The following is a 12,362-nucleotide window of genomic DNA, read 5'->3' on the forward strand; positions in this document are numbered from 1 at the left end:
TCGTTGGCCGATGGCTTCAGGCCTGAACCGCGCGCTCCAGCGCCTGGTCGATGTCCCAGAGGATGTCGTCGATGTGCTCCAGGCCGACCGAGATGCGCACCATGTCCGGCGGCACGCCGGCCGCGAGCTGCTGCGCTTCGTCGAGCTGCCGGTGGGTGGTGCTGGCGGGGTGGCTGATGAGGGTGCGCGTGTCGCCGATGTTGACCAGGTGGCTCATGAACTGCGCGCTCTCGATGAACTTCACGCCCTGGGCCAGACCGCCCTTCACACCAAACGCGAGCAGGCCAGAGGCGCCGCGCATCTGCCGCTTCATCAGCTCGTGCTGCGGGTGGTCAGGCAGGCCGGGGTAGTTGACCCAGCCCACGCGCGGGTCGTCCTTGAGGTACTGCGCGACGGCCAGCGCGTTGGCGCAGTGGCGCTCCATGCGCAGCGGCAGGGTTTCGACGCCCTGCAGGATCTGCCAGGCGCTGGTGGGCGCGAGCGCCGCGCCGAACACGCGCAGGCCTTCCATGCGGCAGCGCATGGTGAAGCCGAAGTTGCCGAAGGTCTCGTAGAACCTGACGCCGTGGTAGCCGGGCGAGGGCTCGGTCATGCCGGGGAACTTGCCGTTGTCCCACGGGAACGTGCCGCTCTCGACCACCACGCCGCCCAGCGTGCTGCCGTGGCCCGCGAGGTACTTGGTGGCGCTGTGCACCACGATGTCGGCGCCGAAGCGGATCGGGTTGCACAGGAAGGGGCTGGGCACGGTGTTGTCCACCACCAGCGGCAGGCCGTGCGCATGGGCCACGTCGGCAATGGCCGTGATGTCCAGCACCACCATGCTGGGGTTGCCCAGGGTCTCGGCAAACAACGCGCGGGTGTTGGGGCGGATCGCGGCGGCGAAAGCCTCGGGGTCGGTGGCATCGACAAACGTGGTCTCGATGCCGAACTTCTTCAGGTTGACGGCCAGCATGGTCACGCTGCCGCCGTACAGCGCGCCGGCCGCGACCACATGGTCGCCGGCCTGCAGCAGCGTGGTCAGCGCCAGCGCTTCGGCCGCCATGCCGCTGGCCGTGGCCACCGCGGCGCGCCCGCCTTCGAGCGCCGCCACCCGCTCTTCCAGCGCCGCCACCGTGGGGTTGGACAGGCGCGAATAGACGTTGCCGAAGGTCTGCAGGTTGAACAGGCTGGCTGCGTGTTCGGCGCTGTCGAACACGAAGCTGGTGGTCTGGTAGATGGGCAGGGCGCGCGCGCCGGTGGCGGCGTCGGGGATCTGGCCGGCGTGGATGGCCAGCGTCTCGTGCTGGAAGTTGCGGTCGGCCATGGTGTCAGACCTGCTTCGGCCGGTGGGCCGAGATGACCTTGGTGTTCACGCCGGCCCAGTTCAGGCCGCCGAAGAGGCGCGCGTGTTCGATCTTCACGCAGCGGTCCCAGACCGAGTCGAGCCCGCCCTCGGTCGCGATGCGGTCGGCCTCCTCGCTCATCAGGCCCAGCTGCTGCCACAGCGTTTTTGCGCCGATGGCGACCGCGCTCCTCGCAATCGCCGGGATCTCCTCGACCTTGCGGAACACGTCGACCATGTCGACCGGGAAGGGGATGTCCTCCAGCCGCGCATAACTCTTCTCGCCCAGGATCTCGGGGTAGCGCGGGTTCACCGGCACGATGCGGTAGCCGCGCTCCTGCATGTACTTGGCGGCGAAGTAGCTGGGGCGGTGCCATTCGGCCGAGAGGCCGACCACGGCGATGGTGCGGTCGCGCGCGAGGATGCCGCGCAGGGTGGGGATGTCGTCTTGCATGGCCCGACACAATACCGCCATGGCGAGCGAACGCAAGGCACTGCCTGTCATCGACACGACCCGCTGCACCGGCTGCGGTTGGTGCGTGGCGGTGTGCCCGCCGCACGTGCTCTCGCTGGCGGTGGTGCCGGGCTGGCAGAAGAAGAGCACGCTGCACGACGAGGCCGGCTGCACCGGCTGCGCGAAGTGCGCGGTGCGCTGCCCGTTCGACGCGATCGCCATGCAGCGCCTGGGCGGAGGTCCCTTGGACGAGGGATGAAGCCCCCGCGCGAGCGTCCTACAGTGGCCCTCCGGCTTCCTCGGGGAAGCGTTTCACATCGGAGGTTCCATGGACATCACCGACATGATCCGCGCCGTCCAGGGCGCGCTGGGCATCGAGACCGACGGCCGTGCCGGACCACAGACCTGGGGCGCCATCTACGCCGCACTGGTCAAGCCGACGATCAACCGCAAGCCGCCCGAACAGGCCCTCTCCGCGGTGGACCCGCGCAGCGAAACCGCCATCGCCACCCTGCTTCCGGAGGCCCGGCCCATGGCCCGGGCGCTGGTGCAGAAGGCCGCCGCCAGCGGCATCCAGATCAAGGTGATCAGCGGCACCCGCAGCTTCGAGGAACAGGACGCGCTGTTTGCCAAGGGACGCACCGCACCGGGCCCCAAGGTCACCAACGCGCGCGGCGGCTTCTCCAACCACAACTTCGGCATCGCCTTCGACATCGGCGTCTTCAGCGGCAACAGGTACCTTCCGGAGTCGCCCAAGTACAAGGCGGTCGGCGTGCTGGGCATGGAGCTGGGGCTGGAGTGGGGCGGCAACTGGACCACCATCGTCGACCAGCCCCACTTCCAGCTGCGCCCGGCCTGGGCACAGGACCTCCCGGAACGCGAGATGCTGACGAGCCTGCGCGAGCGGCTCGCCAGCGGGCAACCGGTGTTCGCCTGAGCGGCACCGGCCGCCGGCTCAGGCCGGCATGGGCACGATGAAGGCCGGCCCCGACTGCTGGCCGGTCTGCCCGGGCACCGGCTGGCCCAGGTTGTTGTAGCCCGTCACCGTGAAGCTGTAGGTGAACGGCCCGCCACCGGCCGACGGCGGCTGCACCAGCACCACGGTCTTCTCTTCGAGCTGGCTGGGCGTGAACAGCACGCTGGCGAAGTCGGGCTCGTCGCCCGGCCCGCGCAGGTCCACCTTCAGCGCGATCAGCGCACCCAGCGTGGCCTGGGGCAGGCGCACCCGGACGCGCTGCGTCACCCCCACACCGTCCATGATCACCGCCACGTTGCCGTCGGCCGCCACCTGGCCGGACTCGAACACCGAACCGTCGCCGCGCACCACCGTGGTCTCGTAGGTGAAGGGCGGTGGCTCGGGCACCAGGGTGGGGATGCGCAGCGAGCGGCGGTCGAGCCGGGTCTCGTCGTAGATTTCCTGGAACTCGCGACGGTAGCCCGAAGCCGGCTCCTGGTAGCGGATATCGACCACCGCCTCCATCAGGTTGGTCTGGTCCAGCAGCGGAATGAGGCGGATGTTGAGCTCGCCCTCGAAGGGCTCGTTGATGATCACCGCCGGGTCGGCCGTGGTGACCCAGTCTTCCTGCACGCGCAGGTTGCCCGACTTGAGGAAGTAGCGCGCCCGGTAACGGAAGCTGCGGGTGGCGTTGTTGGCCAGGCGCAGGCGCCAGTGCTTGGTGGCCTCGCCGGGCTTGAGCAGCAGGGTCTTCTCGACGCGGAAGGCGTTGGACGGGTCGTCGTAGACCAACTCGACCTCGACCTGCGTGATCTCGCCGCTGTCCATGTCGCCCAGCGACACCTCCACATCCATCAGCTCCACGTGGTCGAGCGGCGCGATCACCAGCTGGCGCGCGCGCTCCACCACCCAGCCGGTGGAGACCTGCGTGTTGGCCGCCGTCCAGTCGCTGTTGGGCGTGAAGGTGATGTCCAGCTTGTAGCGGTAGCTCAGGTCGCGCCGGTCGTTGAGGAAGGTGGTGAAGGTGCGCGGATCGGTCTTGCCGGGCACGAACAGGAAGCCGTCGACGTGCTCTGCATCCTTGCCGGGCGGGCGCTCGCCGGGGTATTCCAGGTTCACCGCCACGCTGGCGATGCCGGCCTGCGCGAGGTCGGTGCCCATCGATACCGTGGCGATCAGGCGCTGGAAGAAGCTGTCGTCCAGGCTCACGCTGCGGATGCGGTCGGCCAGGTTGAAGCCCGCCACCACGGTGCCGAACATGCCCTGCGGCGCGGCCGTGCGCGCCTCGGCCGACTGCATGGAATAGTCGAAGGTGCGCACCTGCAGTTCGTCCTGGTGCACGAACTTGAGCGAGAAGGCCACCTGGAACGGCGAGATCGAGCTGTTGCCCGCCGGCCCCGCCGCGCCCCCGCTGCCGGCGTTGGCGGCGGCCGCGCTGCGGTTGACGGTGCTGGTGGAAGGCACGCCCTCGGACGGCCCGTGCACCGCCGGCGCAGTGGTGGGCGTGGCGGTGGACGGTGCGCCCATGGGCGGCGCCAGAGCGGTGCCGGTCTGCGGCCCGGTCAGGCCGCCGAACAGCGACTGCAGCTGGCCCAGCATGCCCAGGTTGCCCGACTGGCGCGTCATGAAGCTCGGAGGCTCCAGCGCCGATTCGAAGAAGTCCTCCAGCAGCTTGGTCTGGAACCACTGCCAGGCGTCGTCGGCCTTCTTGCGCAGGTCCTCGTCGTCGGTGAAGTTCATCACCTCGATCTGCACCGAGCCGTTGTCGCGCAGCTTCTGGAAAGCCACGCCGATGTCGGCCGCCAGGCTGACCATGCCGATCGATCCGCGCGCGCCCAACTCGGCCTCCAGGGTCTCGTAGACGCGCTTGTACTCGGCGCGGATCTTGATGCGGAACGAGGGGCGCAGGCCCAGGAACTCCAGGTTGTAGATCACCCCCACCGGGCTGATGCCGGTGCGCAGGCCGGCCTCCATCAGGGTGGCGGCCTCGCGGTCGAGCATCATGGCGAAGGTGGCGCGGTTGAAGCCGAACAGCGAAGGCTGGGTGGCGCCGTACACCTCCTCGTAGAGCTTGAGGCCGCGCGCCGCGGTGGGCGAGGGAGGCGGGGCGCCCTCGGGCGGGTCCTCGGCGGCGTCCTTGACCACCGACAGGCGCACGCTGCCCTTGCGGAACTGGATCGGCACCAGCTTGACGTCGCCGTCGGCGAAGCGGCCGAGCTCGCCCTTGATGCTGCCCAGCGTGCGGTCGTCGACGCCGAGGTCGACGGTGAAGGCCATGAAGCCGCCGCCCAGCGACTGGCCGCCTGCGTCGGGGTCGAAGTCGGGGTTGTCGGTGATGTCGCGCCGGTACTTGAGGAACAGGAACTCGGGCACGCCGTCGTTGAGGGCGAGCCGGGGCCGTTCGGGCACGTAATAGAACAGGTTGGTGTCTTCGTGATCGCGGTAGATCATCAGGCCACGGATGGGGCCGATCGGTGCGTCGAGATACAGCATGTCAGGCTCCTTGGTGGTCAGGCGGGGTGGTGGAACCAGCGGATCCAGTCGCCCAGGTCGTTGTCGCCCATGGACTCCAGCGCCTGGGCCGGGTCTTCGTAGCGACGGGGCGGGGCGGCCGCGCCGCCATTGGGTGCGGCGCCAGCGGGTGGTGAACTGCCTGCGTACTGCGGGTTCTTGAAGAACACCCGGCCCGACTCGCCGCGCAGCGCCACCACCGCATGCAGACCGGTGTGGGCCGCGTCGCTGGGCGGCGCGCCCCAGTGCACCACCAGCAGCATCGGGTCGCGCGCCTGCTGGATGCGCTGCACGAAGTCGTTGCGCAAGGCATCGGTGGGCTGCGGCGCCTGCTGCGTCGAGTGAGCACGCCCCAGCAGCCCGCTGAGCGCCCGCTGCAGCTGGGCCGCCGTCACGCCGCGCCGCATGGTCTCCTGGAACACGGTGTTGACGCCGTTGGGTGCGTCCGGCGGCGCCGAAGGGTCGTACTCGGGCCAGGCGCTGCCGCGCGCATAGCGCAGCACGGCCGACTGGAAGCCCAGCTCGGCGTTGGTCCGCACAAAGAAGGGCAGCGAGGCGGTGCCGGCGTAGCGCGCCACCTGGTAGACCCCGGGCGGCACCTCGATCAGATCGCCGTTGGCGAGGGTGGCCTTGGCCTCGCGGCCGAGCAGGCCGCGCAGCAGGCGCACGTATTCCGAGGCGTTGGTGTTGATCAGCAGCGTCTGCACGCTGGTGGGCCCGCAGGTGCTGGCCGTGCCCTGGTTGGTCTGGCCGTTGGGGTCCATGATTTCGGTCAGCGCGTCGTCGACCAGCTGTTCGGCAGCGGTGACACCGGCGATGTCGGGGTGCGGATCGATCTGCAGCAGCGCCAGCAGGTGGTCCACCAGCAGCTCGCGGTCCTTGAGGTCCGGCTGCTTGAGGATGGACATCTCCAGGTTGGCGGCGTTGCGAAAGCGCGTGTCCAGCAGGGTCGGCAGCTTCTGCCGCGCGCCCGGCCCGGCGAACAGCCACAGCATCAGGATCTTGCCGCGCGTGGCGGTCTCGATCTCGTTGGTGAAGAAGCGGTGGCTGAACACCCCTGCCAGCGACTGGCGGTCGGGCGAGTCGTCCGGCAGGTTGTTCCACAACCATTGCAGGAAGGCCCCCCAGGGCACCGGCATGGCGTCGACCGCGGCCTGGTCCGGCGCCACCTGGGAGGCGGCCGAGAGGCGGGTCTGGATGATGGCCAGCCGCTGCGCCAGCGGGTCGTTCTGGAAGCTGGCATCGGGCGGCCAGATAAGCACCGAGGCCGCGCCGGCGGGGTTCAGGCGCACGCGGTAGTAGAGGTTGGGCGACATGGTGGACTGGCCCGCCCGCGCCTTGCGCAGCTCCTCGCGGTAGCCGTCCCACAGGGCCTGCGGCATCTGCCAGCGCGCCCGGTTGCCGGCCAGCCGGATCACCTGCACCGGCAGCTGGATGGGCTGGTTGCCGCCCGCCGCCTTGGTGATGGTGACGTCCAGCGCCTGGCCGGTGTTGTAGTAGCGCAGCGGCACATAGCCGGTGCTGGGTGCGAGCAGTGCCTGCGGGTCCCAGGCCAGCTCGATCACCGCCTCGCCGTTCTCGTTGGCGCTGATCTCGAAGGTCGGCGGCGTGTCGGCCTCGGTCCAGTTGTAGAGCATGGTGCGGATGCGCACCCAGTTGCGGCTGGCAAAGGCCGGGTAGTTGTAGGCCACGGCGGCCTCGATGTCGAGCTTGCCGTGGCCCCAGTTGTTGTTGGGCACCGCGCTGCCGGTGCCGGTCTGCGCGTCCTTGCGCGCCGTGGCCTGCAGGCCCAGCCGGATCTGCTCCTGGCGCAGGGTCGGGTTCTTCTCCAGGATCAGGGCCACGGTGCCCGCGACCATGGGCGTGGACATGCTGGTGCCGGCCATGAGCTGGTAGGTGCCGCTGGCGTCGGTGGTGCCGGGGCTGCTCTCGTCGATGGACATCGCCGACATGACGAACTCGCCCGGCGCGCTCAGGTCGGGCTTGATACGCCCGTCGCGCGTGGGCCCGCGGCTGGAGAAGTCCGACAACGTGCCCTTGTTGCCGCCGGCATCCGCGCCGGCGCCGGTCTTGGTGCGGTAGCAGCCCACCGCGATGGCCTCGCGCGCACTGGCCGGGATGGCCACCGACTTGCTGACCGTGTCGGGGCTGCCGGTCCAGACCGGGTTGCCGTCCACCGGGCGCTCGATCCAGGCGTCGAACGGCACGGCGGTGGTGCCGGCGTTGGTCAGCGTGATGCGCCAGGTGCCGCTGGCGATGGACACCGCCGTGCCCCGGGTCAGCCGGATCAGGATCTCGTTGTCGTGGTTCTGCACGCTGTCGATGCGCGAATCGATCGCCACCACATTGCCCCCGGCCAGGGTGTGGACCAGCGTGGTCGGCGCCGCGGCGCTGGCCGACGGCACCACCACCGGCGTGGCCACGCCCGCCGGGTTGGTCAGGGTGACCGACAGCCGCTGGTTGCCGGGGTACCAGAGGTCGATGGTGTCGTCCACCACGTCGCCCGCCGGCACGCTGAAGGTCAGCACCAGGTTGCCCGAGGCCGGCACACTGCCGCTGACGGCGATGGCGTTGTCGGCCTGGTTGCCCGACGAACAGACATAGGCCCGGCCGGGGAAACCCAGCTCGCGGTTGATCGCCTGCTCCAGCAGGGTCGTGCCGTCGTGGGGGCCGACGTTCATGCTCTGGCTCTGGTTGACCACCACCGGCCGGTTCAGGGCGGCCGCCACGCTGTAGATGTAGTGCAGGGCGTCGACCGTGCGCACCGAGTTGGCCAGCTGCAGCGTGCCGTCGCTGCCGCGGCTGTCGTTGCGCACCATGATGATGTCGGCCTCGGGCGCGACGCCGGCAAAGGTGCCCGCCGCGCGGCCGTTGCCCGCCGCGATGCCCGCCACGTGCGTGCCGTGGGCGCCCCGGTCGCGGTGGCGCACCACGCTGTGGGGGTTGGCATTGACCAGGGCGCTGTTGATCTGGGTGTCGGTGTACTCGACGCCGTAGCTGTAGCCGGCCGGCGCGGCCTCGCCGGCCGCCGGCACGAGGAACTGGTCCCAGATGCGCAGGATGCGCGTGCTGCCGTCGGCCCTGCGGAAGCTGGCGTGGGTGTAGTCGATGCCCGAATCGATCAGGCCCACGATCACGTTGCGCCCCCGGTAGGCGGTGGGCGGCGTGCCGATGCCGGGGCTGCGCGTGTGGCCCAGGTGGGCGTCGGCGGTGGCGATGTCGAGCATGGGATGCATCAGGCGCGCGCCCTCGATGCGCACCACGCCTTCAAGGGCCGCGAGGGCGTCGATGGCCGACACCGCGATGTCGCCCGTCAGCACGTCGTCGGTCCGGCTGGCGATCTGCAGGCCGGCCGTCACGAGCGGACCGGTCTCGCCGTTGAACTGCACCAGCACCGACACGCGCTGGCCATCGGCCGAGAAGCCGTAGCGGTCGAGCAGGTCGCCCGCCAGCTGGTTGCCGGCCTTCAGCCGGAGGTTGAGATTCAGGGAGGCGTCGATCTTGCTCATGATGGTGTTCTCCAGAGATCGAAGGGATCGCGAGGGCGGCGGACGCGCCGGGCGTCAGGGGTTCGGCCGGACGCCGTCGGCGGGCGGACCGTCGTCGGTATCCGGTGCCAGCGGCGCGGCGGCCGACAGCGCCCGGACCGACGGCAGGCGCGCCAGCTCGGCCAGCGCCCGCAGCGGCAGCCGCAGGGTCTGCAGGTCGGTCGGCGCGGGGCCTGCCGCGGCCGTGGGCGGGCGGTTCCAGACGCCCCCCAGCCGGGCCACCTGGTCCAGGTCGGCGGGGCTGGGCGTGGACGCCCATTGCAGGAACACATCGACCACCGGGTTGTCCTGCGGGGCCAGCAGGCGGATCTGCAGGCTGGTCGGTGCGTCGATCTTGTTCAGGTAGGAGGTGTCGTCGTTGTCCATGAGGCGCTCCGGTGGTCAGTGAGGGGGCGGCGCCTGGCCGCCGTGGTGGAGGGTCTGCTTGGGGCCGCGCAGCACGAAGTGCACGGTGTCCAGCGAACCGTCGGGGTGCAGGCTGATTTCAAGGGCCGCGCCGATCACCTGCGAGGGCGGGTCCGGCAGGTCCGGTGCCAGCAGCTTGTACAGCGCCTGGGCAAAGCAGCCATCGCCCCCCAGGCTGTGCACCGCCTCGGTCAGCCGGTCGCACTTGTCCCGCGTCTCCGGCACCAGCGCCCACAGGCTGCTGGCCACCCGCAACGCGGGCTGGTCGCCACCGGGGCCGCGCAGCCCCAGGCTCCAGGGCCGGCTGCGCGGCGGCAGGGGACGGCCCAGCACGGTCGCCCACACACCGGCCACCGTCGACCAGGCGGTCGACAGGCCCAGCAGGCGCAGCGCATCGGCCACGTCGGCCTGGCGCGGCAGGTGGTAGGAAAACCAGGGCTCGGTCTTGTGGTCGGCGTCGATGCGGTAGAGGGTGGCGAGCGCTTCCACACGCTGGTGGAGCCCCTGGTGCGGGCGCTCCCAGCCCCATGCCTGCGGCTGCCAGCCGGGGGCGCCGATCACCACCTGGCCCACCTCCTGGCCGTCCAGCCAGTGGGTCCAGCGCTGCGCTCCCGGGGCACCCGGGCGCCGGGTCCAGAGGTGGAGGCGGCGCGCACCCGGCGCCTGCACCGACACCAGCGCGCCGCTGCCGGCCTCGATGCAGGTGCGGAAGGAGAGGTCCGAGGCCAGGGCGTCGCCTTCGACCCGGGGCACGAAGGCGCGCGGCCCGAGCCCGGCCAGCAGGCCCGCGTGCTGCATCCATGAGGGTGTGGTCTGCATGGCTCAGCCCCTGGGCGGTACGGTCGAGAGCATGAGGAAGCGGTCGCGCGTGGAGCGGCGGCCCGTGCTCTTTTCGAAACCGGTGTTGAGCACGTAGGTCAGTTCGTAGCTGTAGTCGCGCAGGGACGCGTCCTGCAGCTTGAGGCGCCAGGGTGCGCCCATGCCGGGCTGCGCGAACGACTGCTGCTCTTCCTCGTGCACGTTGTTGGCATCGTCGTCGTAGCGCAGGGTCAGCACGATGCGCTCGACGCTGTTGGCGGACAGCGGCGGACCGACCAGCTCGGGCTGGACCTCCATCAGCTTGACGAAGGTCTCGCCCACGGTGAGGGTGCTCTTGTCCTCCTGCTGGAAGCCGGTGGAGGTGACATTGCCGTCGACGTCGATGATGGTCTGGCCATACTCGTAGCGGCGTTTGGCCGGATCGACCACCGGGATCTCCCACACCTGGGCGGTGTGGATGTTGCTGGTGTCGAACACGACGGACTCGCTGGCGGCGACGCCGTTGGCCGGGTCGCTGTAGCGCAGGTCGACGATCAGGTTGAGGATGCGCGTGCGGTCGCCCGCGACCACGATGCGCACCTTGGGGCGCGGCGGCATCGGGTCGCGCACGATCACCAGGTCGCTCGACGTGCGCTGCCAGCCCTCCTCCACCGTGCCGCCACCGGCCTTGAGGTAGCTCAGCCGGTAGTCGATCCCCGGGTCCGCCGCCTTGTCGGTGCGCAGCGCCATGCGGAAGCTGCTGTCGCCCTTGTGCAGCAGCTTGGAGTCCTCGTGGGTCCACGCCCCGGTGCTGTGCCGCAGGTGCACGAACACGCCGGAGTAGCGGTCCCATGGGAAGCTGGTGTCGACCTGCACCTCCAGCGCCAGCCGCCGGTACAGCTCGTCGGGCGAGATCACCAGCAGCTGCGAGTCGTGCGGGCGCCAGCCGCTGCTCACGCTGTGGGTCGGGCCGGGCAGGGCCGAGGGCTTGAAGAAGACGCTGTAGCGGTAGAAGTACTGGTGCCCGATGTCCGGGTTGTACCAGGACGAACGCTTGACGCGGTCTTCGGGCGAGTCGAACAGGAAGGACCATTCGGCGTCCGGGTCGGCCAGCGGGTCGAAGTGGTCGGGCGAGCGGTACTGCACGTCCAGCGCCACGCTGTGGATGGCGTCGCCGGCGTAGTCGGCGTTGACCATGGCGTCGAAGGTGGTGGTGTTCCACAGCGCGTCGTTGCCGTCCACCACGGTCACCACGTCCTCTTTCGTCAGGCCGAAGTCCTCGAAGAACAGGCTGATGTGCGCCTGCGGCGCGATCTTGCGCGAGACCGCCTTGTTGACCGTGTAGTCGACCTGGATCGAACGGATTTCCTCGGTGCTCACCTCGCGCCGGCTGTAGCCCGCGCTGGGCCAGAGGTGGACGATGTTGCGGACCTGGCGCGCGGTGCTGAGCACGGTGCTCACGGTCTGGTCGTCGGGTGTGGCCTCGTTGGGGTTGGGCGCCGGCTCGAAGAACTTCTCCAGCACCAGCTCGGTCAGGTCCTTGCGCACCTGGTTGAATTCCTCCTCCACCACCGCCGCCTCTTCGCCTTCGAGCTCCAGCGAGGCCTTGATGCTGATGATCTTTTCCTCCTCCAGCCGCTCGACGATGTCGTCCAGGTCGACCGTGACGAACACGAGGTCGAGGCCGAAGTGCTCCTGGATGAAGTGGTAAGCCTGTTCCCAGTCGGCCTGCACATCGACCCGGTAGGCGGTCTGCATGCCCACGAACTCCAGGTTGTAGACCACGCCCGCCGGCATGAAGCCCTCGAAGGCCCCGTAGAGCAGCTTGGTGGCCTTTCGGCTGAGCATGGCGCTGAAGATGGCCCGGTTGTCGCCGTACAGCGAGGGCACGCCGCTGGACTTGAGGAAGGGCACCCAGCGCTGCTGGGCATCGACCGGGTCGGCCGGCGGTGGCGGCGGGTTCGGGTTGGTGGGGTCCGCCGGCTTGGGCAGCTCGGTGGTGCGGTCCAGAAAGGTCAGCTGCACGGTGCCGCCCTTGTAGGGCAGGGGCGCCAGCCGCGGCGTGTCGGCCAGGTCCATCTCGCGCTTGATGAAGCGCTCGGCCTTGCGCACCGCCTCGCTGTCCCAGGCCAGGTCGGTGTCGAACACCAGGAAGCCCGCCACGTCGTCCTCGGCGGCCGTGCCGTCGGGGTTGCGCTCGATCTCGTCCTGGGCTTCCTTGAGGATGATGAAGCGGATCGCGGGGCGGCCCTGCTCGTCCACCGAGAGCTTGGGCCGGTTGGGGAAGTAATAGAACTGCAGAGGGTCGTGAAAGTCACTCATGACCGTCATCCCCTCGACCTGGAAATAGGGTGGGCCGAACGAGAGCAT

At 69.8% G+C, this 12,362-nt stretch carries 9 protein-coding genes; 2 read left to right on the forward strand and 7 right to left on the reverse strand.

Annotated features, from left to right (window positions below):
• Positions 1–16: 16 nt before the first annotated feature.
• On the reverse strand, positions 17–1,303 hold the full coding sequence (locus tag BC358_RS13895) for an O-acetylhomoserine aminocarboxypropyltransferase/cysteine synthase family protein (RefSeq protein ID WP_079366283.1): 1,287 nt from the start codon (positions 1,301–1,303) through the stop codon (positions 17–19).
• 4 nt (positions 1,304–1,307) lie between these two features.
• Positions 1,308–1,775 (reverse strand): CoA-binding protein, encoded by a 468-nt coding sequence (locus BC358_RS13900; protein ID WP_066151869.1) that lies wholly within the window; start codon positions 1,773–1,775, stop codon positions 1,308–1,310.
• 19 nt (positions 1,776–1,794) lie between these two features.
• Here BC358_RS13900 and BC358_RS13905 point away from each other — a divergent pair, with 19 nt between their 5' ends.
• Positions 1,795–2,034 carry an ATP-binding protein gene (locus tag BC358_RS13905; RefSeq protein WP_079366284.1) on the forward strand — a complete coding sequence of 80 codons (240 nt, stop codon included), beginning with the start codon at positions 1,795–1,797 and terminating at the stop codon, positions 2,032–2,034.
• A gap of 69 nt (positions 2,035–2,103) precedes the next feature.
• Positions 2,104–2,712: a M15 family metallopeptidase gene (locus tag BC358_RS13910; RefSeq protein WP_079366285.1), complete on the forward strand. Its 609-nt coding sequence runs from the start codon at positions 2,104–2,106 to the stop codon at positions 2,710–2,712.
• Positions 2,713–2,730: 18 nt separating this feature from the next.
• Here BC358_RS13910 and BC358_RS13915 read toward each other — a convergent pair whose 3' ends face one another.
• The 5 genes from BC358_RS13915 to BC358_RS13935 are packed head-to-tail and all read right to left on the reverse strand — an operon-like array spanning position 2,731 to position 12,362.
• A complete protein-coding gene (locus BC358_RS13915) occupies positions 2,731–5,223 on the reverse strand; it encodes a hypothetical protein (protein WP_079366286.1) in 2,493 nt (830 codons plus the stop codon).
• Positions 5,224–5,240: 17 nt separating this feature from the next.
• Positions 5,241–8,750, reverse strand: coding sequence for a S8 family peptidase (locus tag BC358_RS13920; RefSeq protein WP_079366287.1), 3,510 nt, complete (start codon positions 8,748–8,750; stop codon positions 5,241–5,243).
• Between the two features lie 54 nt (positions 8,751–8,804).
• Positions 8,805–9,155: a hypothetical protein gene (locus BC358_RS13925; RefSeq protein ID WP_079366288.1), complete on the reverse strand. Its 351-nt coding sequence runs from the start codon at positions 9,153–9,155 to the stop codon at positions 8,805–8,807.
• 15 nt (positions 9,156–9,170) lie between these two features.
• Positions 9,171–10,013 (reverse strand): hypothetical protein, encoded by an 843-nt coding sequence (locus BC358_RS13930; RefSeq protein WP_143434309.1) that lies wholly within the window; start codon positions 10,011–10,013, stop codon positions 9,171–9,173.
• Positions 10,014–10,016: 3 nt separating this feature from the next.
• Positions 10,017–12,362 (reverse strand): hypothetical protein, encoded by a 2,346-nt coding sequence (locus BC358_RS13935; protein ID WP_079366290.1) that lies wholly within the window; start codon positions 12,360–12,362, stop codon positions 10,017–10,019.

Source organism: Hydrogenophaga sp. H7 (assembly GCF_002025745.1).
GTDB lineage: Bacteria > Pseudomonadota > Gammaproteobacteria > Burkholderiales > Burkholderiaceae_C > Hydrogenophaga > Hydrogenophaga pseudoflava.

Bases quoted from the DNA above. Each gene is read 5' to 3' on its own strand.
- BC358_RS13935 (WP_079366290.1), bottom strand. From the start codon at position 12,362: ATGCTCTCGTTCGGCCCACCCTATTTCCAGGTCGAGGGGATGACGGTC.
- BC358_RS13915 (WP_079366286.1), bottom strand. From the start codon at position 5,223: ATGCTGTATCTCGACGCACCGATCGGCCCCATCCGTGGCCTGATGATC.
- BC358_RS13910 (WP_079366285.1), top strand. From the start codon at position 2,104: ATGGACATCACCGACATGATCCGCGCCGTCCAGGGCGCGCTGGGCATC.
- BC358_RS13905 (WP_079366284.1), top strand. From the start codon at position 1,795: ATGGCGAGCGAACGCAAGGCACTGCCTGTCATCGACACGACCCGCTGC.
- BC358_RS13895 (WP_079366283.1), bottom strand. From the start codon at position 1,303: ATGGCCGACCGCAACTTCCAGCACGAGACGCTGGCCATCCACGCCGGC.
- BC358_RS13920 (WP_079366287.1), bottom strand. From the start codon at position 8,750: ATGAGCAAGATCGACGCCTCCCTGAATCTCAACCTCCGGCTGAAGGCC.
- BC358_RS13900 (WP_066151869.1), bottom strand. From the start codon at position 1,775: ATGCAAGACGACATCCCCACCCTGCGCGGCATCCTCGCGCGCGACCGC.
- BC358_RS13930 (WP_143434309.1), bottom strand. From the start codon at position 10,013: ATGCAGACCACACCCTCATGGATGCAGCACGCGGGCCTGCTGGCCGGG.
- BC358_RS13925 (WP_079366288.1), bottom strand. From the start codon at position 9,155: ATGGACAACGACGACACCTCCTACCTGAACAAGATCGACGCACCGACC.